Source organism: Gammaproteobacteria bacterium, from assembly GCA_027296625.1.
Classification (GTDB): Bacteria; Pseudomonadota; Gammaproteobacteria; order JAKEHO01; family JAKEHO01; genus JAKEHO01.
On the sequence record JAPUIX010000014.1, the window covers coordinates 14,894 to 37,407 of the forward strand.

A 22,514-nucleotide genomic window follows, 5' to 3' on the forward strand; every position below is an offset into this window, starting at 1 on the left:
AGACGGCCAATCGATTAGAATCGGTGCGGTACTGCGGTGAACGGCATTCCCGTATGGACGCATCAAGCCCCGATCTCTTAAAGCTTCTACAAGAACTCAACGCCATTGGCATCGCTCTTTCTGCTGAGCAGGATCATAATCGCCTGTTGGAAATGATCCTGGTGCGAGCTAAAGAGATCACGCATGCGGATGGTGGAACGCTCTATTCTCGGACCGAAGACGATCACCTGAAATTTGAGATCATGCTTACTGAGTCACTGGGAATCACGATGGGAGGTACCAGCGGTGAGCCGGTCCCGTACGCACCTTTGCCCCTATACGATGAGGAAGGGCGCCCGAACAATCAAATGGTAGCTGCGTGTGCAGCATTAAGTGGAAAGACGATTAATATTCCGGATGCTTATGTAAATGAAGAGTTTGATTTTTCCGGTACCCGCAAGTTTGATGAGCAGACCGGCTACCGCTCTAAGTCGTTTCTTACTGTTCCGATGACCAATCATGAAAATGAGATCATCGGTGTTTTGCAACTCTTGAATGCAAGGGATCCAAAAACTGGGGAAGTAGAGACATTCTCTAAACTGCATCAACAGTTGGTGGAATCGCTGGCGTCCCAGGCGGCGGTGACCATTACTAATAAATCACTGATCGATGCGCAACGGAAACTGTTTGATTCACTTATCCAGTTAATCGCGAATGCGATTGACGAAAAATCTCCCTACACGGCGGGACATTGCCGACGCGTGCCTGTATTGGTCGAAATGCTCGCGGATGCTGCTTGCCGAATGAACGTTGGTCCACTAAAGAATTTTGATTTGACCGATGACGAGCGCTATGAGTTAAGCGTGGCCGCTTGGTTACATGACTGCGGCAAGATCACGACGCCGGAGCATGTCGTAGATAAGCCGACGAAGCTCTCGACTCCGTTTGACCGTATAGATCTAGTAGAAACACGTTTAGAGGTGCTGAAGCGCGACGCTGAGATAACAGCGTTGCGACGTAAGCTTTCGGAAGCTGAGGGGGATAAAACGAAGGCGGATTTGTCGGATGATGAAGAATATCAGGCGCAACTCAAGCAGTTAGACGAAGATTTTGCGTTCTTACGCCGATGCAATATTGGCGGTGAATCCATGTTGGATGAAGACAGAGAGCGGGTGACTCAGATCGGTCAGTATCGATGGGCCAATTCAAACGGTGACGAGATAACCTTTTTGAACGATGACGAAATCTATAATCTCCACATCGGTCGCGGTACCTTGACGGAAGAAGAAAGGGAGATCATCAATAATCACGTCGTTGTCACTATAAAGATGTTGGAATCTCTTCCCTATCCCAAGCACCTCCGAAGGGTGCCAGAGTATGCAGGCGGCCACCATGAGCGTATGGATGGCACGGGATATCCGAACAGGCTGACTAAAGATGACATGTCAATTCCGGCAAGGATGGTAGCGATTGCGGATATATTCGAGGCACTCACGGCGCGTGATCGACCTTACAAGAACGCCATGTCGCTCTCAGAAGCCTTGGTTATCATGGGGCGCATGAAACAAAGTCATCACATCGATGCAGATCTGTTCGATGTCTTCGTGCGTGAGAGAGTATACGCCAGGTACGCGGAGCAATACCTCGAACCGCGCGAGATTGATGATGTGGACCTCAATAAAATCCCGGGATACAGTCCTTCCAAAGAAGAGCAAAGTGCCTAGCGTGTAACGTTTCTTTTGCACGTCGTTTTGTTGATTGATGCCGGTTGGCATTGCGCTTGTTTCAGGTGGTCTCAAACTCCAATCGTCATGAGCACGCCAAGCAACTTGAGTGCGGCACGTACGCCCCGTGAGCTGGTAGAGTGGGGCGCAAAGCGTTTCGAAGAAGCGGAACTCTGCTTCGGGCATGGTACAGACAACGCACAGGACGAGGCTCTGCTTCTGGTCTTGCATGCCTTGGGATTGGATTGGGGTGGTTCACACGACCAGTTTGACCGCCCGTTAGGGCATTCTGAGAAGCAGCGCGTGTTGGTACTCTTGAATGACCGCCTGAGTAGCCGCAAGCCGGCGGCCTATCTCACGCACTGCGCTCGATTTGCGGGTCTGCTGTTTTACGTGGATGAACGTGTGCTCGTGCCCCGATCGCCGATTGCCGAGTTGATCGAAGAACGTTTTGCTCCTTGGGTCAGCGTAGAGGATGTCCATCGTGTCCTCGATGTCGGTACCGGCAGTGGATGTATCGCGATTGCCTGCGCCCTGGCCTTTCCTAAGGCACGGGTGGACGCAGTGGATATCTCTTTGGATGCCCTTGAAGTTGCCAAGACGAATATTAAAAAGCATGGGGTTAATCAGCGGGTTTCAGTGATTCATTCTGATCTTTTCGATGCGCTATCAGAGGATCGTTACGATTTGATTGTCTGTAATCCCCCTTACGTGGAAAGCGAAGCGCTTGCGCGGTTACCTGAGGAGTACCAGTGTGAGCCGGTCGTTGGGCTTGATGGAGGTGAAGACGGCCTTGAAATAGTCGATCGCGTGCTCACGCAATCAACAAAACACGTCAACAGCGGGGGCGTACTTGTTTGCGAAGTTGGTGAGGGGCATGCTGCGTTGGCTTGCCGCTATCCGAATGTGCCGTTCCTCTGGCTGGAGTTTCAACGTGGTGGGGAAGGAGTTTGCCTGTTAACAGCCGAACAGGTGCTTGCGCATTTCAACAAACGTTAACGCTTGGCGCCACGGGACGGCAGTCTTTTTAACGGCTACAATACGCCTCATGTCAGGTAACGCTTTCGGAAAACTCTTTACGATCACCACGTTTGGTGAGAGTCATGGTCCTGCCTACGGCTGTGTTGTCGATGGCTGTCCCCCGGGTATGGAGCTATCGGAAGCTGATCTGCAACGTGACCTCGACCGGCGCCGACCGGGTACCTCACGCCATACAAGCCAGCGCCGCGAGGAAGATAAGGTCCGAATCCTCTCAGGGGTGTTTGAGGGGCGCACACTCGGCACACCCATCGGGCTCTGGATCGAAAACACAGATGCCCGTCCCAAGGATTACACGAAGATCAAAGACGTATTTCGTCCTGGCCATGCCGATTACACCTATCAACAAAAGTATGGCTTTCGCGACTACCGTGGCGGGGGTCGGGCTTCAGCACGCGAGACGTGTATGCGGGTTGCGGCTGGCGGCATCGCTAAGAAGTATCTTTACGAACAATATGAGATTGTAATTCGTGGCTATCTTGCTCAATTGGGCCCATTTAAGATTGAAACACTTGATTGGGATGAAGTGGATAAGAATCCATTCTTCTGTCCCGATGCCGCAGTGGTGCCAAAGCTTGAGGCCTACATGGATGATTTGCGAAAGGAAGGCAACTCCATTGGTGCGCGTATCAACGTTGTTGCATCGAATGTCCCGCCCGGCCTAGGTGAGCCGGTGTTCGATCGCCTTGATGCCGATCTTGCCAAGGCGATGATGAGCATCAATGCGGTAAAGGGCGTCGAGATCGGTGCTGGTTTTGCCTCTGTGGAGCAAAAGGGGACTGAGCACCGTGATGAGATCACACCAAAGGGATTTCTAAGTAACGAGGCCGGCGGTGTATTGGGTGGCATCTCTACGGGTCAGGACGTCGTCGCCAGTATGGCGCTGAAACCTACATCAAGTATCCGGCTGACCGGGCGCACCGTGGATATTAAAGGTAAGGCGGCTGAGGTTGCGACGCATGGCCGCCACGATCCCTGTGTTGGGATCCGCGCAACACCCATTGCGGAAGCCATGATGGCGTTGGTGCTGATGGATCACGTACTGCGCCACCGGGCGCAGAACATGGATGTGACATCTGAAACCCCTGTTATTCCCGCTACCGGCTGACATGCCCCGCCACGGGCAGGTGCCGTACTGGCGTCTGTCGGGGTTTTATCTGTTTTACTTCGCCACCCTCGGGGCGATGCTTCCCTACTGGTCGCTGTATCTCCGGTCTATCGGCTTTGATGCGGTGGAGATTGGGGAGTTAGTCGCCATTCTCGTCGCCACGAAGATCGTTGCACCCAACGTCTGGGGTTGGATCGCGGATCACCGCGGCAGCCGTATGGGGATCATCCGGCTCGCCTGTCTGCTTGCTTGTATCGCTTTTGCTGGTGTGTTGTTCGCCAGCTCTTTCTTCTGGCTCGCTCTCGTGATGGTGGTGTTTGGATTCTTCTGGAACGCCGCTCTCCCACAAATTGAAGCGACAACCCTGACCCACCTCGGCGACTCGGTGCATGCCTATACGAACATCCGAGTCTGGGGGTCGATCGGATTCATCGTGAGTGTTTGGGCGCTGGGGCTGATTTTCGATCGTTATAGCGTGGGCTTGCTACCCAAATTCGTCGTGGCGCTCATGGGACTCATCTGGCTCGCCAGCCTGCTGGTGCCGGAAGAAGCGGTAGGCCATCTGCCGCTGTCTCACGAACCACTGCGGAGTGTCCTTGTAAGGCCCCAGGTGCTCGCGCTCCTGGCTGTGTGCTTTCTGATGCAGGCAAGTCATGGTCCTTACTATGCGTTTTATTCTATTTACCTCGCCGATCAAGGGTATTCCCCGACGCTGATCGGTAAGCTGTGGGCGCTCGGCGTTTTAGCCGAGGTTGGCGTGTTTCTCGCCATGTATCGCCTCTTGCGATTATGGAGCTTGCGGACCCTGCTGCTTACGAGTCTTGCTCTGGCGACGCTGCGCTGGCTGCTCATCGGTTTTTATGTGGATAGCCTCCTTGTTCTCACTGTGGCCCAGCTTCTGCATGCGGCCACGTTCGGGGTCTATCACGCGGTCGCGATCCAGCTCATTCATCGCTATTTCGTGGGACGACATCAGGGTCGCGGGCAGGCGCTCTACAGCAGCGTTAGCTTCGGTGCCGGGCTAGCGGTGGGGAGTCTGGTCAGCGGCTTCACCTGGGCCAGTATTGGACCGGAGCAGACTTATGCAATTGCGGGGGGCGTCAGCCTCGCCGGATTCATAGTTGCCTGGCGCTGGGTCCGCATGGAAGGGACTTAGTTCAGAGCCTAGGGCGAATCCTTTTCAGCATCTGTTTAGGAAGCGACCCCTCCGACGGTGAGGCCGTCGATTCGAAGGGTTGGCTGTCCCACGCCAACGGGCACGGTCTGTCCTTCCTTACCGCAGGTTCCGACACCCGGGTCGAGTTGGAAGTTGTTCCCGACCATGGTGACCCGTGTCAGAACGTCGGGGCCATTGCCGATCAATGTAGCGCCCTTGACGGGCTGCGTGACCTTCCCTTTTTCAATTCGGTAGGCCTCGCTCGCGCTAAATACGAACTTACCACTGGTGATGTCCACCTGCCCGCCGGCGAAATTAACCGCGTAAAGACCCTTGTCGACGGAGGCAATGATCTCTTCAGGTGAGTGTTCACCCGCGAGCATGTACGTGTTCGTCATACGCGGCATGGGGAGATGGGCATAGGACTCCCTTCGCCCGTTGCCGGTGGGTTTCATTCCCATCAAATGCGCATTGTGTTTGTCTTGCATGTAACCCGTGAGGATGCCTCGATCGATGAGGACCGTACATTCCGGGGGTGTGCCTTCATCATCGATGTTCAGCGAACCACGCCGATTTGCGATGGTGCCGTCGTCAACCACCGTACAAATTGGCGTTGCGACGCGTTCACCCATACGCCCGGCAAATGCGGAGGTGCCTTTGCGGTTGAAGTCGCCCTCGAGTCCGTGGCCGATGGCCTCGTGCAGCAGAATACCCGGCCAACCCGGCCCCAATACGACCGTCATTGTTCCTGCGGGCGCGTCACCGGCTTCCAAGTTCACCAGGGCCACGCGCACCGCCTCGCGCGCGTAATCGAGTGCACGGTTATCCTCTAAAAACCAGTCATAGCCAAAGCGTCCACCTCCGCCGGCGCTCCCTTGTTCGCGCCGGCCGCCTTGCTCAACGATGACACTGACATTGAGACGGACGAGTGGTCTGACGTCTGCTGAATACGTGCCATCGCTACCGGCGACCAACACCACCGTGTTGACACCGCCCAAGCCGACCATGACTTCACTGACGCGTGGGTCCAAGCGTCTCGCCTCTGCGTCCAGGCGTTGCAACAGCTGAACCTTGTCCTTTTCAACCATCGTGGGTATCGGGTCCATGGGTTGGTAGAGCCGCAATCCTTCTTGTCGGTGCCACGCTTGAAGCTTTCCATGGCCGCCGCTCGTTGCGATCGCACGTGCCGCGTTTGCCGCCTGTGTCAACGCCGGTAGCACAATTTCATCTGAATAAGCCAACCCAACCTTCTCGCCACTGATGGCGCGCACGCCGACTCCCTGATCGATGCTGTGCGTACCCTCCTTGACGATGCCATCCTCCAGTGCCCAGGACTCGGAGCGCGTCATCTCGAAGTACAGATCGGCTGCATCGACCTGATAGGTAAGCAATTGGTCAAGAACCTTTTGAATCTCATTCTCTCCCATCCCCCCCGGGGATAGGAGGTTCTGTTTGGCGATGTCGAGTGCCGTACTCATGGGTTCAGTGTTTCAACTTGCGGTGGTCGATCGCAGGAAAGTTGCTGCGGGTCTGATGCAGATGTTCCGGATCTAGATCGGCCAACGCAACACCTGGGCCATCGGTAAGTGCCGCTGTGATTTCTCCCCAGGGATTGACGATCATGCTGTGGCCAAACGTGTCGCGCCCGTTTACATGATGGCCTCCTTGGTTGGATGCAATGACGTAGCATAAGTTCTCCACGGCGCGTGCTCTAACGAGCGGTTCCCAATGGGCTTTCCCAGTGGTGTAGGTAAAGGCTGAGGGGAGCGCGATGACGTTCATGTCTTCATCCAGCATGTGCCGGAAAAGTTCCGGGAATCGCAGATCATAGCAGACGGCCAAGCCAAGGTGTCCAAACGGTGTGTCGGCGACAACCACCTCCTCACCCGCCTGAATAGTGGCGGACTCTTGATAATGCTCATCCTCATTTTCGCTAAGCTGCACATCAAATAGGTGTATTTTATTGTAGTGTGCCACGCAACGCCCTGTTGGGTCGTACAACAGACAGGCTCCGTACACCTTGTCCTTGTGTTGGGACGCCAAGGGGATGGTGCCGCCAACGAGCCAGATCTTATGCCGAGCCGCCTCCTTGGATAAAAACGCCTGAAGAGGTCCCGCCCCGTATTCTTCCTGTACGGTAAGCTTGTCCTCTTCATTTAGCCCGATGAATGCAAAGTTTTCAGGTAGCACGACGAGTTTGGCACCGTCATCAACGGCCTGTTTGATCAATTCGCTTGCGGTATCCAGGTTTTCACCCACCTCGGGCCCCGATACCATTTGTATTGCTGCCACCTGAGTCATGGCACTCGGGTGGTGTGCAAGCGGGTCAAAGCTGTTATGGAAATATGTGGCATCATTAAGAAGGCAGGGGATTCCGTTACCAAGTGGCGTTTGACACACATGTGTCGCATCGGTAATGTTTAATGACGTATACGGCCTTGTATCCTCACGACAATATGGACTCGATTCATGCAGGGAAGCCCGCGCAATGCAACTGAGCGCTGCGTCCTACAAACTTCCTAATCATTGACTTTACCCAGTTGAACGAAGAATTTTCAAGAATACAGCGCCTGCCGCCCTATGTCTTTAACATTGTGAATGACCTCAAGCGTGAGGCACGCAGGCGCGGTGAGGACATCATCGACTTCGGCATGGGCAACCCTGATCAGCCTGCGCCCAAGCATGTCATCGATAAGCTGGTTGAAGCGGCGCAGCGCGCCGATACCCACCGCTATTCTGAATCCCGCGGCATCCCGCGGCTGAGACTTGCTATTTGTGATTGGTATAAGCGGCGTTTCGATGTTGATCTGGATCCCGAGACCGAGGCGATTGTCACCATCGGATCGAAAGAGGGGATCGCGCATCTTGCCATGGGGACGGTCGATCGTGGCGATGCCGTGTTGGTGCAAAGTCCCGCTTATCCGATTCATCCTTGGGGTTTTGTCATTGCCGGCGCCGATATTCGGCATGTACCGTTGGTCCCGGGCCTCGATTTTTTTGCGGAGTTGGAGAAGGCGATCAAGGATTCGTGGCCCCGTCCCAAGATGCTGGTGCTCAATTTCCCCGGCAACCCCACAACCGAATGTGTCGAGCTGCCGTTCTTTGAAAAAGTCGTGGACATTGCCCGTGAGAACCAGATCTGGGTCGTTCAGGATTTAACCTACGCCGATATCGTGTTCGATGGTTACACGGCGCCGTCTATCATGCAGATCCCGAAGGCAAAAGAGGTCGCGGTTGAGTTTTTTTCACTGTCCAAGAGCTACAATATGCCGGGCTGGCGGGTTGGCTTCATGGTTGGCAACGTGCAGCTCGTGTCTGCATTGTCCCGGCTGAAGTCCTATTTGGATTATGGCCTGTTTACCCCCATTCAGGTGGCTGCTATCACCGCCCTGAATGGACCGCAGGAGTGCGTCGAAGAGATTCGGACACTTTATAAAGAACGGCGAGACGTACTTTGCGATGGACTCAATGCCCTTGGGTGGCCGGTGCGGAAACCACTTGCCACCATGTTTGTTTGGGCTCCGATCCCTGAGCAGTATCGAGACATAGGTTCACTGGAGTTTTCAAAGAAACTCCTCATAGAGGCGAAGGTTGCAACGTCACCGGGGGTCGGGTTTGGCAGCTACGGAGACGACCATGTCCGGTTTGCATTGGTCGAAAATAGACATCGTACCCGTCAGGCACTTCGTGGCATTCGTGAGATGTTTAGACGGGACAACGCCAAGTCTTAAGGTAAGCTGAAATTGGAACCGGTTAAAGTTGGATTATTAGGTCTTGGTACTGTAGGTGGTGGCACCCTCAACGTGCTACGCCGTAACGGCGCGGAGATCACCCGGCGTGCGGGGCGCGGGATTGAAGTGACTCACGCGAGCGCACGTGATCTAACCAAAGAGCGTATTAGCCCGACGGATGGCATTAAGCTTACTGACGACCCATTCGCGGTCGTGAAAGACCCTGAAACGCAGATCATCGTCGAATTGATCGGTGGCACAACACCGGCACGGGAACTTGTGCTGGCAGCCATTGAGAGCGGCAAGCACGTGGTAACCGCCAATAAAATGCTCATTGCGCTCCACGGCAATGAGATCTTTGATGCGGCCCAAAGGAAAGGGGTGATGGTGGCCTTTGAGGCCGCCGTCGCTGGCGGGATCCCGATCATTAAGGTGATTCGGGAAGGGCTATCCGGTAATCGTATTGAAGGCTTGGCCGGGATAATCAATGGCACTGGCAACTTCATTCTCACGGAGATGCGTGCACAGGGGCGCGATTTTTCCGAGATTTTAGCGGAGGCGCAACGCTTGGGTTACGCTGAGGCGGACCCGACATTCGATGTGGAAGGGATCGACGCCGCGCACAAATTGACGATACTCGCCGCGATTGCCTTCGGCATTCCTCTGCAGTTTGACAAGGTCTACACGGAAGGCATCAGTCAGATTACCCCTGATGATTTAAATTACGCTGAACAACTCGGCTATCGCGTGAAACACCTCGGCATTGCGCGCAATGCGGAAGAGGGCATTGAGCTCAGGGTACACCCCACGCTGATACCCCAGCGGCGCCTGATCGCCAATGTCGATGGTGTTCTGAACGCCGTGTTGGTGAAAGGTGATGCCGTGGGCTCAACGCTTTACTACGGCGCTGGCGCGGGGGCGGAGCCCACTGCCTCTGCTGTTGTAGGTGACCTCGTGGATGTCGTGCGGGCACTGACCTCCGATCCAGAGAATCGCGTCCCCCATCTGGCGTTTCAACCCCACGCCCTTTCCGACGTGTCCATTCTGCCAATGGAGGAGGTAGAAACGGCCTATTATCTGCGAATGAATGCCGTGGATCGCCCCGGGGTCTTGGCGGATGTCACTCGTATTCTTGGGGACCTTGGTATTAGCATTGAGGCGATTCTCCAAAAAGAACCAGCGCCCGGTGAGCGTCACGTGCCGGTGATCTTCTTAACACGTCGGATTAAGGAACGCTCCATGAACGAAGCGATTGCGGGCATCCAGGCGTTGGAGAGCATCAACGGATCGGTTATGCGCATCCGACTGGAGCCTCTAGATTAAGCACAGTTGGGAAATGATTTAGTAGAAACGGAGACGGAACCCATGTCCCCCTTTTCCCGTAGTGCGGGTCTGATAGACCGTTATCGCAATCGATTGCCCATCGATGATGATGCCAACATCGTCAGTCTGGGGGAGGGCAATACACCCCTTTTGCAATTGCGCAATATACCGCGCCGTCTTGGTGGCGGGGCCGACATATATGTCAAGTATGAAGGTCTCAATCCCACGGGGTCCTTTAAAGATCGGGGAATGACCGTGGCGGTCACCCAGGCTGTGGGCGAGGGCAGCCGCGCCATTATTTGCGCATCTACAGGCAACACGTCGGCATCTGCGGCGGCGTACGCAGCCCGTGGCGGCTTGACTGCGTTTGTTGTGATCCCGGACGGCAAGATCGCTCAGGGCAAGCTCGCTCAAGCAATGATGGAAGGTGCCGTGGTGATCCAAATAAAAGGTAATTTTGATGATGGAATGCGGCTCGTGAAGGAAGTCGCTGAAGAAATATCGGTCACCATTGTGAATTCGATCAATCCCTATCGCCTGCAAGGTCAGAAGACGGCAGCATTCGAGATCGTAGATGATCTCGGCCGCTCGCCCGACTATCATTGTCTACCCGTTGGCAACGCGGGGAACATCACAGCCCACTGGATCGGTTATTGCGAATACTCGAGTGGCAAGAAGGATCATCTGACAGACGCATGCACCTTTTGTGGCGGTCAATGCAAATACGCGTCTGATGCGGTTGTTGATTCGCGCCCAGTCATGGTGGGTTATCAGGCCGCGGGTGCCGCACCGTTTATTCGGGGACACATGGTCGACGATCCCGAAACGGTAGCCACCGCAATCCGCATAGGTCATCCGCAGTCGTGGGAACAGGCCTGGAAAGTCAAGGAGGAATCGGGCGGATGGTTTGACGAATGTACCGATGAAGAGATCCTTGCGGCGCAAAAGCTACTGGCTGAGGAGGAAGGGATCTTCTGCGAGCCGGCTTCAGCCGCGTCACTCGCCGGTGCCATGCGCGATATTAGGGACGGAAAAATTAAAGAGAGCAGTACGGTCGTCTGCACGTTGACTGGGCATGGCCTTAAAGATCCGGATATAGCGATTCGCCAGAGCACAACCGCTGTGGTCCGTGTGGACGCAAAGCTTAGTGAGGTGAAGGCGGCCATCTTGGATAACATGGCTTAACGTCAGGCGATAGTTATAACTACGACGATGGGCCTACGCTACAGTGTGTCACTAATGGAAGACGCACGATCCCGCCTTGCGCTTTTCATACCGGGTCTTTTTGGCCCCGTCGTCAAAACTGCCGGCGCTGACCTCGATGAGGGGTTGAGGCTTCGAGCACTCCCCATCCTGCTGGCGCGCGGCACTGCGACATCGCCGTTGGGTGATGTGACAGAGTATGCGCTCTGTCAGCTCTTTGGCGTACGTTGGCCCGAGGGATTGGATCCCCCCATCGCTGCCCTAACTTGGCTCGTGGACGGCCCGAAGAGTGCCCGGGAGCCATGTGCATGGATGCGGGCAGACCCGGTGCATCTGAGTCCGGACAGCCAGCGGCTTCTGCTCCTGGATTCTTCAGCATTTACGCTCCGTGACGATGAGGCACAGGCGTTGGCCGCGGAGCTTCAGCCGCTCATGCAGGATCTCAAAGGGCGGCTTGAGGTCGCTGTACCCGCGCGCTGGTATCTGGGCTTAGCGGATATTCCGCGTATTCGCACCCGAACCTTGACCGAGGCCCTCGGGCGTGACATTCATGGCTTCATGCCCTCTGGGCCTGATCGCGAGCTTTGGCATCGGTTTATTAATGAGGTGCAGATGGTGTTACACGCAACTGCGGTGAATGCAGCGCGCGAGGAAAGAGGTGAGTTGCCCATTAATAGCCTTTGGTTTTGGGGGGCGGGTCGGCTGCCGGAAGTCCCCGAACGGCGGTGGGCACGGGTCTATAGCGACGACCTCCTATCGCGAGGCTTGGCCGCGTTTACCCGAACGCCGATTGCGGGACTGCCCGATAGGCTCGAAGCGCTGCAAGCGGGGCTGAAGAGTGTAGGGAACGTGTTGGTTATCTTCAGTGAAGGACTTCGCTACAGTCATTACCCTGACATCGAGGGCTGGCGCGAATTTATCCTGAGGCTCGAACGCGACTGGTTTCAGCCGCTGTTGGTGGCATTGAAAACAAAACAGATCTCCGAGCTCACTATTCACACGGGCGACTCAAAAAGCTTTACGGTAAATCGGAGTGCGCTGTGGCGCTGGTGGCGGAGAGCAAAACCTGTCCGCCAATATGGGCTCTGAACGTAGGGAAATGATGAAAAAGACGATCATCCGTCGGAGTCCCCCCGAATACGCTCACTTACCCGAGTCATTACATGATGTGCTAAGGCGCGTCTATGCGCTCCGCAATGTGACGAGTGCAGACGAACTCGACTATTCCTTGGAGAGACTTTTGCCCTATGAAGCCTTGTATGGGATCGAGCAAGCCGTTTCGCTTCTCGCGGAGGCCCTTGAACAAGGTCAACGGATCTTGATCGTTGCGGATTTTGATGCGGATGGTGCGACGAGTTGTGCGGTGGCGATACGGGGGCTTCGTCTCCTTGGAGCGCAGGATGTGTGTTACGTGGTACCTAACCGATTTGAGCACGGTTACGGGCTAACGCCCGAAATCGTGGCCGTTGCGGCAGAGCAGAAACCGGATCTGCTTATCACCGTGGATAACGGTATCTCGAGCGTAGACGGTGTGCGAGCGGCGAAAGAATTAGGTTTTAAGGTATTGATTACTGATCATCACTTGCCGGGAAGCCAACTTCCCGAAGCGGATGTCATCGTCAACCCCAACCAGTCCGGTGATGCATTTCCGAGCAAGCACCTGGCCGGCGTTGGGGTGATGTTTTATATCCTACTTGCTCTTCGTGCGCATCTTCGCCAAACAGGCTGGTTTGATACACGCAATGGGCCCGAGCCCAACTTTGCTCAGCTGTTAGATCTTGTGGCGCTGGGGACCGTCGCCGATGTCGTGCCCCTTGATCACAATAACCGGATCCTCGTGTTCCAAGGCCTTGAACGCATTCGCAGAGGCCGGTGTCAAGTAGGCATGCGCGCGCTGATTGCGGCATCAAAGCGAGATCCGGATCGAATTGCGGCCGGTGACCTGGCGTTTGCAATCGGACCTCGCCTCAACGCAGCCGGTCGTCTTGCCGATATGTCGCTTGGTATTGAGTGCTTATTGACTGATGATGATGCTTTAGCAATGCAGATGGCCCAGCAACTCACCAAGCTTAACCAGGAGCGACGCGAAATTGAAGGACAGATGCATGTCCAGGCTCTGGCGAGCCTGGATGAATTGAATCTTGATGACGAAATCGGCTTGCCCTTTGGGATGTGTCTCTTTGATGAAGATTGGCATCAAGGTGTGATTGGAATTCTTGCGTCCCGAATGAAAGAACGGCTGCATCGCCCGGTTATTGCGTTTGCACTGGATCGTGATGACGAACTAAGAGGTTCTGCGCGTTCGATTCGCGAGCTGCACATTCGTGATGTCCTTGATGCGGTCGCAACTCGTCATCCGGATTTGATTCTTCGATTTGGAGGTCATGCCATGGCTGCGGGGTTGAGCCTCCGTCGAAATCGGTTTGATGACTTTAAATCGGCTTTTGACGAGGAGGTGCGCAGACACCTGCGTGCGGAAGCGCTGCAAAATGTCATCTATAGTGACGGTGATCTCGAGCCGAAATTGATTTGCTTGGAACTCGCCGAATGCATACGGAATGGTGGTCCATGGGGTCAGGGATTTCCGGAACCCATCTTTGATGGCGAGTTTGAAATTATTAGACGCCGGATTGTCGGTAAGCGGCACTTGAAGCTTCTTCTGCGTGCAGATCGTGGCTCCGACCCCGTTGATGCGATAGCGTTTAACACACTAGGCGATGCATGCCCTAACGACGTTCGCCGTGTGCACATTGCCTATCGATTGGATGTTAATGTTTATCAAGGACGCGAATCGCCGCAACTCGTTGTTGAACATATAGAGCCAGTGGGTGCCTAGAAGGAGCACAGGTTTGCATCTCGAGTGGCCTTTCCGAGGCGTTGTTTGCAGCAATTGTATCCCCTGTATGTCGTTGCGGCTCTGTAGTACGATCTTGTTAAATGGTCAACCACCTGAGTGATGCATCGGCTCAAACATGATCGAAAGCAAACCTATCTTCGCGCGAATAACGACGATGCAGGGTCGGCTTACGGCGCTCAGGGGGTATCTTTGACTACGATAAAAAGCGTGAGCGATTGACTGAGGTCCATCGCGAGCTGCAAGACCCTGCCATCTGGAATAACCCCGAGCGGGCGCAAAAGCTTGGCAAGGAGCGAGCTTCCTTGGAGCAGGTGATTGAGTCCGTCGACGGTCTTGGGAGCGGGCTTGAAGATGCGAAGGGACTCCTTGAGCTGGCTAGGGAAGAAGCCGACACGAGCGCGGCTGAGGTGATCGTTAGTGACCTTGAGAGCCTGGAGAAACGGCTGCATGAGCTCGAGTTTCGTCGCATGTTTTCCAAGGAGATGGACTCCAAGAATGCCTTCCTTGAAATTCAAGCGGGTTCAGGCGGCACGGAGGCTCAGGATTGGGCCAACATGTTGTTGAGGATGTATCTGCGTTGGGCTGAACGGCGCGGTTTTAAGACGGAAATCATGGAGGCCTCACCCGGTGAAGTCGCGGGCATTAAGAGTGCGACTGTCAAGTTGGAGGGCGACTATTCTTTCGGCTGGTTGCGGACTGAAACTGGGGTTCATCGGCTAGTACGTAAATCACCGTTCGATTCGGGCGCCCGCCGCCATACCTCATTTGCATCAGTATTTGTATCACCTGAAGTGGATGAAAATATCGACATCGAGATCAATCCCGCCGACTTACGCATAGACACCTATCGAGCAAGCGGTGCAGGCGGTCAGCATGTGAACAGGACAGACTCCGCGGTACGTATTACCCATTTGCCTACGAATGTTGTCGTGCAATGTCAAAACGATCGCTCGCAGCATAAGAACCGATCCCAGGCTATGAAGCAGTTGAAGGCAAAACTATATGAACTTGAAATGCTGAAACGCAGTGCAGAGAAACGCGCTCTGGAGGAAACCAAGGCGGATATTGGATGGGGTAGTCAGATCCGCTCATACGTTTTGGATCAGTCGCGCATCAAAGACCTGCGAACAGGTGTCGAAACAGGAAACGTGCAGGCGGTGCTAGATGGTGATCTTGATGAGTTTATGGAGGCCAGCTTAAAGCAAGGTGTATAAGCAATAGCATTGCCTGAAGCAATCTGACTATAAACAATAATTGTCGCCGAACGCTGGGGAATCATCTCTCATTTTTTTCAGCCATGACTGAACACGAGTCAAAGGACCAGATAGCCCAACGCCGAGCCAAACTGGCTGCATTGCGGAAAGCCGGCCGCCCCTATCCGAATGATTTCAAGCGAGACGCGTTGGCTGCGGATCTACAGAGCCGTTTTGGGGAGAAGGATAACTTGGAGCTCACGGCAGAGCCCGTTCGTGTAAGGGTTGCCGGTCGAATGATGACGTGCCGGATTATGGGTAAGAGCGCATTTGCTCATGTTCAGGACATGTCGGGCCAAATCCAACTGTACTTAAAGCAGGAAAAATTGCCGAAGGGGCGTTTTGCGGACTTCAAGCATTGGGATCTTGGGGACATCGTCGGAGCCCAGGGGCAGCTCTTTAGAACGAAGACGGGTGAACTCTCTGTCATGGTGGATGAGATAAGGCTATTGACGAAAGCACTTCGGCCTTTCCCGGAGAAGTTCCACGGTCTGGCGGATCAAGAAACGCGGTACCGGCAGCGCTACCTTGATCTAGTAATGAATGAAGAGACGCGCCGGACATTTCGGGTGCGTCATGCCGTGATTAATTTTCTCAGGCGATTTTTAACGGAACATGGTTTTGTTGAGGTGGAAACACCGATGATGCATCCCATCCCGGGTGGTGCGGCGGCTCGTCCGTTCATAACCTACCATAACAAGTTGGATATGGAGCTGTATCTGCGTATTGCGCCCGAATTGTATCTAAAGCGGCTCGTCATTGGTGGCATGGAAAAGGTCTTCGAGATCAATCGCAGCTTTCGGAATGAAGGCTTATCAACGCGTCATAATCCGGAATTTACAATGTTGGAGTTCTATCAGGCTTACGCGGACTACGATGACCTGATGGATCTGACTGAAGAGATGATACGGTCCCTTGTACAGGAGGTCGTGGGGAGCACTAAGTTGACCTACCAGGGTCAGCCGTGTGATCTCAGCGGACGCTTTGCAAGGATGACCGTTAAGGAGTCGATCCTGCACTTTAACTCTGAACTGGCTCCATCCGATTTGGATTCCCTGGACAGCGCACGCGCGGTGGCTAAGCGGCATGAGATCGCAGTGGGAGATAACTGGGGGCTCGGCAAGGTTTGGCTTGAGATTTTTGAGAAGACCGTGGAAGCGAATATTAAGGATCCGACATTTATTACGGCCTTTCCGACAGAGGTCTCGCCGTTGGCGAGGCGCAACGACAACGATGCATTTGTTGCTGATCGCTTCGAGTTCTTCCTCGGTGGACGGGAACTCGCGAATGGCTTTTCCGAACTTAACGATCCGGATGATCAGGCAGACCGGTTTCAGCAACAGCTGCGTGAGAAGGAGGCCGGTGATGAGTTGGCGATGGAATTCGATGCCGATTTTATCTATGCGCTGGAGTACGGTATGCCACCTACCGCTGGGGAGGGAATTGGCATTGATCGGTTGGTGATGGTGCTTACCGATTCACCTTCGATCCGCGACGTACTGCTGTTTCCGCAGCTGCGTTCCAAGGATCCGGTCTGATCCCTCTATAAAAGGGGGATTATGGCAGGATCTCCTATGGGAACCTTTTATCCTGTGTGCGAGTCCATAGACCAGAGGCTTGGATTCCAGCCTGGTTCATGCTGAGCCAATCACTAGACTTGGTTGTCTAACGTGGCTAATGTAACCGCGTCACCTATCAGGTGGCGTATTTTTATAACTGACCCGAGGAGGGAAGGCCATATGTCAACTAAAAAGACCTTGAAGCCCATCGTGGCGGCGATCGGTACCACGTTTGCTGTATCGCTCGCGGCATCACCGCTTGTAAGTGCTGAGGAGGATCCGTTCAGCATGACACAGTTCTCCAGCGGCTATATGGTTGCGGAGCATGGCGGTGAAAAGGGCGCGGAAGGAAAGTGCGGTGAAGCAAAGTGTGGTGAAGGGAAGAAAGCTGAGGAAGGAAAGTGCGGCGAAGGAAAGTGCGGCGAAGGGAAGAAGGCCGAAGGTGAAAAGAAGGCCGAAGGTACAAAGAAGGCCGAAGGCCAGTGCGGCGAGGGGAAGTGCGGCGCTAACAAGTAAGTTCTAGTCTCCCAGTGAAGCAGCACGAATTTCCTGTGCAAGGCGCAGGTATTGGTTTGCGGCGGGCCCTGATGGGCCCTTTTGCTGACCAGACGCCTTCACAGGTTGGTTTCATGGAAGTTGCACCTGAGAACTGGATCGATGTGGGTGGCCGCTTTGGGCGTACAGTGCGGGCCATCACCGAAAGAACACCCTTTGTATGTCATGGCCTGTCGCTTAACTTGGGCGGCCCTGCACCGCTCGATGAAGCGTTTCTCCAGCGCGTCAAGCAATTTCTGACTGAGCATAAGATTCGCTGTTACAGTGAACACCTGAGTTACTGTGCAGACGATGGCCACCTTTATGATCTATTGCCCATTCCCTTTACCGAAGACGCGGTGTATTACGTAGCGGCACGGATCAGACGGACACAGGAGATCCTGGATAGGCGCATTGCGATCGAAAATGTCTCTTACTACGGCGCCCCGGGACAAGAGATGCAAGAAATCGATTTTATCAATGCGGTCCTTACAGAGGCCGATTGTGATCTGTTGCTGGACATCAACAATATCTATGTCAATAGCATCAATCATCGGTACGATCCGGAAACTTTTTTAAAGGCGCTCCCGGGTGAGCGGATCGCCTATGCGCACGTCGCCGGCCACTATGTCGAGGCCGAGGACCTCAGGGTTGATACCCACGGAGCGGATGTCATTGACCCGGTATGGCGTCTGCTGGAGACGGCGTACCGGCATTTTGGCGTATTCCCAACGCTCCTGGAGCGCGATTTCAATATTCCGCCGGCAGAAGTTCTGCTCTCTGAGGTTGACATCATTGTCGGCTTACAGCGGAAATGCAGTGCTTCGGCTCCCCAAAACATTGTTCAGCATGGATAAGCGGCCTTCATTCACCGAGATCCAATACGCGTTTACGCGTCATATTCGCGATCCCGAAAATCAGCCTGCACCTGCCGACGTCGAAGATCGGTGTATGGGCATCTATCGTGAGCTCTTCTATAACAACGTGGAGAGTCTGCTCGCTAACAGCTTTCCCGTACTCCGAAAGGTCATGATTGATGAAGCGTGGCATGCGTTGATCCGGGATTACTTTGCGCACCATGAAGCGCATACGCCGCTCTTTCCCAAGATGCCGCAGGAGTTCCTGCAATATTTGGAGAAGGAACGGGGGATGCATCCCACCGACCCGCCATTTTTGTGGGAGCTGGCGCACTATGAGTGGGTGGAAACCGCGCTTTCGCTTGATACGCGCGAGATTGACCTGGCTGGTATCGACCCGGAGGGGGATTTACTGGCCGGCGTCCCGGTGCTGAGCCCGCTGGCCTGGCCGCTCGCCTACCGTTTTCCGGTGCAGCGAATCAGCCCAAATGACAAGCCCCATCAGGCGCCCGAAGAGCCGACGTATTTGGTCGTGTACCGTGACCGGCGCGATGAGGTGGGTTTTATCGAGCTCAATCCGGTGGCTGCCCGGCTGCTTGAGCGAATTGCCGAAGAGCGGGATAAGTCTGGACGGGAATTGCTTGACGATATTGCAAAAGAATTACAACATCGAAACCCGGAGGCGGTTATCGATGGCGGGTTGGAGATCATGGCGCAGTTACGTGCCAAGGATGTCCTCCTCGGTATACGCATGACCTGAGTTTCTCGTCAGTAGAGCCAAGGCGACGTTACAACCGTGGGTCGCTAGATCCGGCCGACACACGACTCGCCCGCACAGAAATACGAATAATAAGAGGTCGTCGTTGTTGTTTGTTCATTCAGGCCTGCCATCTTGTTTCGCGCGAAATTAGTTTTCTCGCGTCGGTAGCGGCGTTCGCCCATTGATAAACCGGGTAGCGCAACCCCTAGCAGGATGATTGAGGTATCTATTTTGAAAACTTTATTCAAGATGCACTGGGTTGACCGGGAGGCCCAATGAAAGCCGCAGAATTACTCGTACGGTGCCTTGAGAACGAGCAGGTTGACAGGATCTACGGGATCCCAGGCGAGGAGAATATCGACGTCATGGATGCGCTGCTGGACAGCACCATCCAGTTTGTGACGACGCGCCATGAGCAGGGCGCGGCCTTTATGGCGGATGTCTCCGGACGTCTCACCGGAAAGGCGGGGGTGTGTCTTGCCACATTAGGACCTGGTGCCACAAACCTGATCACGGGGGTCGCCGATGCCAACATGGATAACGCGCCCGTCGTCGCCATTGCTGGGCAGGCGGCCACCACGCGACTGCACAAGGAAAGCCATCAGGTGCTGGATCTCGTCAACCTCTTTAAACCGATCTCGAAATACAGCACCCAGATCCGCGTACCCGAGGTCATCCCGGAAATCGTTCGCAAGGCATTCAAGGTTGCAGAAGCAGAGAAACCCGGCTGTAGTTTTTTTGGCCTGCCGGAGAACGTTGCGGGCGCCACGGTGGAGGGGAAGACACCGCTAAAGGTCCAAAGCCCGCTAACGCCTGCCCCGCCAGAAGAGAAGGTCGCTGAGGCGGTAAAGCTTATTTCTGATGCAAATTTCCCGCTCGTCATGGCCGGCAACGGGGTCATCAGAGCGGGCGCCTCGCACGAGTTAGTGCGCTTTGCCGAGACGCTCAATATTCCCGTGGCCAATACCTTCATGGCCAAGGGCGTCATTCCTTTTTCACACGAGCTCTCCCTGGGGGCTGTCGGTTTGCAAGCAGACGACTATGTGCAGTGTGGCTTTGACCGCGCCGATCTCATTATCTGCGTTGGCTACGATATCGTGGAATATCACCCCTATCTTTGGCACAAAGATAAATCCCGTCCCATCATCCATATTGATGCATCGCCTGCGGAGGTCGATGAACATTACATTCTGGCAAGCGGCGTTATCGGGGATATTGGTCAATCGCTCCGCAGAATCGCTGATGCGGCTGATCCCCACGAAAAATTTCTCGCGGCAAGTCTGCGCCGGACCATCGTGGATGAGATGGCCACTCATGCGGAAGATGAGGGCTACCCCGTCAAACCGCAGAAGATCATGTGGGACTTAAGAAAGGCCCTGGAGCCGGAGGATATTGTTATTTCCGATGTGGGCGCCCACAAGATGTGGATGGCCCGTATGTATCAGGCGGAACAACCCAACACATGCATTATCTCGAATGGTTTTGCTTCCATGGGCATTGCGCTGCCCGGCGCCATCGCCGCGAAGCTGACCTATCCGGATCGTACAGCACTGGCAGTCACGGGTGATGCCGGCTTCATGATGAATTCCCAGGAAATCGAGACGGCGCTCCGCCTTGGGGTGGCCATTGTCGTCTTGATCTGGACGGACTCCGAATATGGGCTCATTAAGTGGCATCAGCTCAAGGCATTCGGCCGGTCTTCACATATCAGCTTTACCAACCCGGATTTTGTCAAGTATGCGGAGAGTTTTGGAGCCAAGGGTTACCGGGTGGAATCAACAAAGGAATTGCTGCCAACATTGAAACAGGCAATTAAAGATAACACCGTGGTAATCATCGACTGCCCGGTTGACTACAGTGAAAATATGAAGTTAACGGAAAAGCTCGGCGAGCTGGTCTGCCCGATATAAGAAAGCGAAGAGCGGGAAAAAGAATATGAATTCTAAGCTTCCCCATTATCCCGTGATGAGTCCTAGTGCAAACACTACCGACGGGGTGCTTGAGGTCACCGCGCCTTTTGATGGTTCCTTGATCGCGACGGTGGACACGGCGGATTGGAAAGCCGTCGATAAGGCCTTGCAGACGGCCCATGATCTATTTCTGGATCGGGACCATTGGCTGACGCCCACCCAAAGAATCGACATCCTGAAGAAGACGGCCGCCATGATGAGCGAGCGCGCCGAGGAATTGGCAGTGGAAGCCGCCCGGGAAGGGGGCAAGCCGCTGATTGATTCAAGAGTGGAAGTGGCCCGCGCCATCGATGGCGTCAATCTGTGTATTCGATTCTTGCAGAGTGGTGCGGGTGAGGAGATACCGATGGACATCAATGCGGCGTCGGCCCAGCGTATGGTGTTCACGCGAAAGGAACCCATCGGCGTGGTGGTGGCCGTCAGTGCCTTTAACCATCCACTGAATCTCATCGTACACCAGGTGGGGCCGGCGGTGGCGACCGGCTGTCCGGTCATCATCAAACCGGCCGAGGATACACCGCTGTCCTGTTTTCGCTTTGTGGAGATGTTGCGCGCAGCAGGCTTACCCCAAGCATGGTGCCAGTCGTTCATCGTCGAGGACCTGGACGTCGCGACGCGGCTTGTGGCTGACGCCCGGGTCGGCTTTTTCAGTTTCATCGGAAGTGCCCGGGTAGGCTGGATGCTGCGATCCAAGCTCGCACCTGGCACGCGATGCGCGTTGGAACACGGTGGGGCGGCACCGGTGATATTCGCAGCCGATGCCGATCGCGACGAGGCACTACCGTTGCTGGCCAAAGGGGGCTTCTATCACGCAGGCCAGGTGTGCGTTTCGGTCCAACGCGTCTTCGCGCACAGCTCGATTGCCATGGAGGTGGCCGAAGAGCTTGCAAAGATTGCGAAGGCACTCAAGGTGGGCGATCCGACACGTGCGGACACAGAGGTCGGGCCATTGATCCGGGAACGCGAAGTCGATCGTGTGCATGAATGGGTCAGGGAGGCCAAGGCCGCCGGCGGGAATGTGCTGTCGGGCGGCGCGAAGTTGTCCGGTTCTTGCTACGCGCCGACCGTTTTATTTGAGCCCCCGGATGATGCAAAGGTCAGCACGCTTGAGATCTTTGGCCCCGTCGTTTGTGTCTATCCCTATTCCGAGCTCGATGAAGCCATCTCGAGGGCCAACGCCCTGCCGACTGCTTTCCAAGCGGCCGTGTTTACACGTGATTTGGACACGGCGCTCAGGGCTTACTCGCGGCTTGCCGGTAGTGCGATTATGGTCAACGACCACACGGCCTTTCGGGTAGACTGGATGCCATTCGCCGGGATCAAGCAGTCGGGGCTCGGCGTCGGCGGCATTCCGTATACCATGCACGATATGCAGATTGAAAAGCTGTTGGTCCTGCGGTCTAAGGTGCTATAGCGTGATGAGCCTGCGAAATCATTCATCGACAGGGGTGCAGCGCGTTCT

At 54.9% G+C, this 22,514-nt stretch carries 18 protein-coding genes; 16 read left to right on the plus strand and 2 right to left on the minus strand.

Annotation, left to right across the window (positions count from 1 at the left end; all coding sequences use genetic code 11):
* The first annotated feature begins 53 nt into the window (after positions 1-53).
* The 4 genes from O6944_00660 to O6944_00675 all read left to right on the plus strand — a co-directional run bounded on the left by O6944_00660 (position 54) and on the right by O6944_00675 (position 5,005).
* Positions 54-1,703, plus strand: a complete 1,650-nt coding sequence (locus O6944_00660) for a GAF domain-containing protein (GenBank protein MCZ6717664.1) — start codon at positions 54-56, stop codon at positions 1,701-1,703.
* Positions 1,704-1,790: 87 nt separating this feature from the next.
* Positions 1,791-2,702: a 50S ribosomal protein L3 N(5)-glutamine methyltransferase gene (gene prmB / locus O6944_00665; GenBank protein ID MCZ6717665.1), complete on the plus strand. Its 912-nt coding sequence runs from the start codon at positions 1,791-1,793 to the stop codon at positions 2,700-2,702.
* Positions 2,703-2,751: 49 nt separating this feature from the next.
* A complete protein-coding gene (aroC, locus tag O6944_00670) occupies positions 2,752-3,849 on the plus strand; it encodes a chorismate synthase (protein MCZ6717666.1) in 1,098 nt (365 codons plus the stop codon).
* 1 nt (position 3,850) lies between these two features.
* Complete coding sequence (locus O6944_00675) at positions 3,851-5,005, plus strand: MFS transporter (protein MCZ6717667.1); 1,155 nt, start codon at positions 3,851-3,853, stop codon at positions 5,003-5,005.
* Positions 5,006-5,040: 35 nt separating this feature from the next.
* Here O6944_00675 and tldD read toward each other — a convergent pair whose 3' ends face one another.
* Positions 5,041-6,483, minus strand: coding sequence for a metalloprotease TldD (tldD, locus tag O6944_00680; protein ID MCZ6717668.1), 1,443 nt, complete (start codon positions 6,481-6,483; stop codon positions 5,041-5,043).
* 4 nt (positions 6,484-6,487) lie between these two features.
* Complete coding sequence (locus O6944_00685) at positions 6,488-7,306, minus strand: carbon-nitrogen hydrolase family protein (protein MCZ6717669.1); 819 nt, start codon at positions 7,304-7,306, stop codon at positions 6,488-6,490.
* Positions 7,307-7,545: 239 nt separating this feature from the next.
* Between O6944_00685 and alaC the strand changes: the two genes are divergently transcribed.
* The 12 genes from alaC to O6944_00745 all read left to right on the plus strand — a co-directional run bounded on the left by alaC (position 7,546) and on the right by O6944_00745 (position 22,466).
* Positions 7,546-8,736: an alanine transaminase gene (gene alaC / locus O6944_00690; GenBank protein MCZ6717670.1), complete on the plus strand. Its 1,191-nt coding sequence runs from the start codon at positions 7,546-7,548 to the stop codon at positions 8,734-8,736.
* 12 nt (positions 8,737-8,748) lie between these two features.
* Complete coding sequence (locus O6944_00695) at positions 8,749-10,059, plus strand: homoserine dehydrogenase (GenBank protein ID MCZ6717671.1); 1,311 nt, start codon at positions 8,749-8,751, stop codon at positions 10,057-10,059.
* A gap of 42 nt (positions 10,060-10,101) precedes the next feature.
* A complete protein-coding gene (gene thrC, locus O6944_00700) occupies positions 10,102-11,244 on the plus strand; it encodes a threonine synthase (GenBank protein MCZ6717672.1) in 1,143 nt (380 codons plus the stop codon).
* A gap of 27 nt (positions 11,245-11,271) precedes the next feature.
* Positions 11,272-12,351, plus strand: a complete 1,080-nt coding sequence (locus O6944_00705; GenBank protein MCZ6717673.1) for a hypothetical protein — start codon at positions 11,272-11,274, stop codon at positions 12,349-12,351.
* 10 nt (positions 12,352-12,361) lie between these two features.
* The gene (gene recJ / locus O6944_00710; GenBank protein MCZ6717674.1) at positions 12,362-14,098 is read left to right on the plus strand and encodes a single-stranded-DNA-specific exonuclease RecJ; all 1,737 of its coding nucleotides are present in this window, start codon (positions 12,362-12,364) and stop codon (positions 14,096-14,098) included.
* A gap of 136 nt (positions 14,099-14,234) precedes the next feature.
* Positions 14,235-15,333 (plus strand): peptide chain release factor 2 gene (gene prfB, locus O6944_00715; GenBank protein MCZ6717675.1). Its coding sequence is split into 2 segments (ribosomal slippage): positions 14,235-14,309 and positions 14,311-15,333, totalling 1,098 coding nucleotides; the frame shifts between segments, so codons are not numbered across the junction.
* A gap of 83 nt (positions 15,334-15,416) precedes the next feature.
* A complete protein-coding gene (gene lysS, locus O6944_00720) occupies positions 15,417-16,910 on the plus strand; it encodes a lysine--tRNA ligase (protein MCZ6717676.1) in 1,494 nt (497 codons plus the stop codon).
* A 201-nt stretch (positions 16,911-17,111) separates the two neighbouring features.
* Entirely contained in the window at positions 17,112-17,447 is a 336-nt protein-coding gene (locus O6944_00725; protein ID MCZ6717677.1) for a hypothetical protein, read from the plus strand.
* A gap of 14 nt (positions 17,448-17,461) precedes the next feature.
* Positions 17,462-18,322, plus strand: coding sequence for a DUF692 domain-containing protein (locus tag O6944_00730; GenBank protein ID MCZ6717678.1), 861 nt, complete (start codon positions 17,462-17,464; stop codon positions 18,320-18,322).
* Complete coding sequence (locus O6944_00735) at positions 18,315-19,082, plus strand: putative DNA-binding domain-containing protein (protein MCZ6717679.1); 768 nt, start codon at positions 18,315-18,317, stop codon at positions 19,080-19,082. The genes O6944_00730 and O6944_00735 overlap by 8 nt, the downstream gene beginning before the upstream one ends.
* A 275-nt stretch (positions 19,083-19,357) precedes the next feature.
* On the plus strand, positions 19,358-20,992 hold the full coding sequence (locus tag O6944_00740) for an acetolactate synthase large subunit (GenBank protein MCZ6717680.1): 1,635 nt from the start codon (positions 19,358-19,360) through the stop codon (positions 20,990-20,992).
* Positions 20,993-21,017: 25 nt separating this feature from the next.
* Complete coding sequence (locus O6944_00745) at positions 21,018-22,466, plus strand: aldehyde dehydrogenase family protein (protein MCZ6717681.1); 1,449 nt, start codon at positions 21,018-21,020, stop codon at positions 22,464-22,466.
* The last annotated feature ends 48 nt before the right edge of the window (positions 22,467-22,514 follow it).

Excerpts from the sequence above, each read along its gene's own strand:
- prmB (MCZ6717665.1), top strand. The coding sequence starts at position 1,791 with ATGAGCACGCCAAGCAACTTGAGTGCGGCACGTACGCCCCGTGAGCTG.
- O6944_00660 (MCZ6717664.1), top strand. The coding sequence starts at position 54 with ATGGACGCATCAAGCCCCGATCTCTTAAAGCTTCTACAAGAACTCAAC.
- O6944_00685 (MCZ6717669.1), bottom strand. The coding sequence starts at position 7,306 with ATGACTCAGGTGGCAGCAATACAAATGGTATCGGGGCCCGAGGTGGGT.
- O6944_00735 (MCZ6717679.1), top strand. The coding sequence starts at position 18,315 with ATGGATAAGCGGCCTTCATTCACCGAGATCCAATACGCGTTTACGCGT.
- O6944_00675 (MCZ6717667.1), top strand. The coding sequence starts at position 3,851 with ATGCCCCGCCACGGGCAGGTGCCGTACTGGCGTCTGTCGGGGTTTTAT.
- tldD (MCZ6717668.1), bottom strand. The coding sequence starts at position 6,483 with ATGAGTACGGCACTCGACATCGCCAAACAGAACCTCCTATCCCCGGGG.
- O6944_00705 (MCZ6717673.1), top strand. The coding sequence starts at position 11,272 with ATGGGCCTACGCTACAGTGTGTCACTAATGGAAGACGCACGATCCCGC.
- O6944_00745 (MCZ6717681.1), top strand. The coding sequence starts at position 21,018 with ATGAATTCTAAGCTTCCCCATTATCCCGTGATGAGTCCTAGTGCAAAC.
- thrC (MCZ6717672.1), top strand. The coding sequence starts at position 10,102 with ATGTCCCCCTTTTCCCGTAGTGCGGGTCTGATAGACCGTTATCGCAAT.
- recJ (MCZ6717674.1), top strand. The coding sequence starts at position 12,362 with ATGATGAAAAAGACGATCATCCGTCGGAGTCCCCCCGAATACGCTCAC.
- O6944_00725 (MCZ6717677.1), top strand. The coding sequence starts at position 17,112 with ATGTCAACTAAAAAGACCTTGAAGCCCATCGTGGCGGCGATCGGTACC.
- O6944_00740 (MCZ6717680.1), top strand. The coding sequence starts at position 19,358 with ATGAAAGCCGCAGAATTACTCGTACGGTGCCTTGAGAACGAGCAGGTT.
- aroC (MCZ6717666.1), top strand. The coding sequence starts at position 2,752 with ATGTCAGGTAACGCTTTCGGAAAACTCTTTACGATCACCACGTTTGGT.
- lysS (MCZ6717676.1), top strand. The coding sequence starts at position 15,417 with ATGACTGAACACGAGTCAAAGGACCAGATAGCCCAACGCCGAGCCAAA.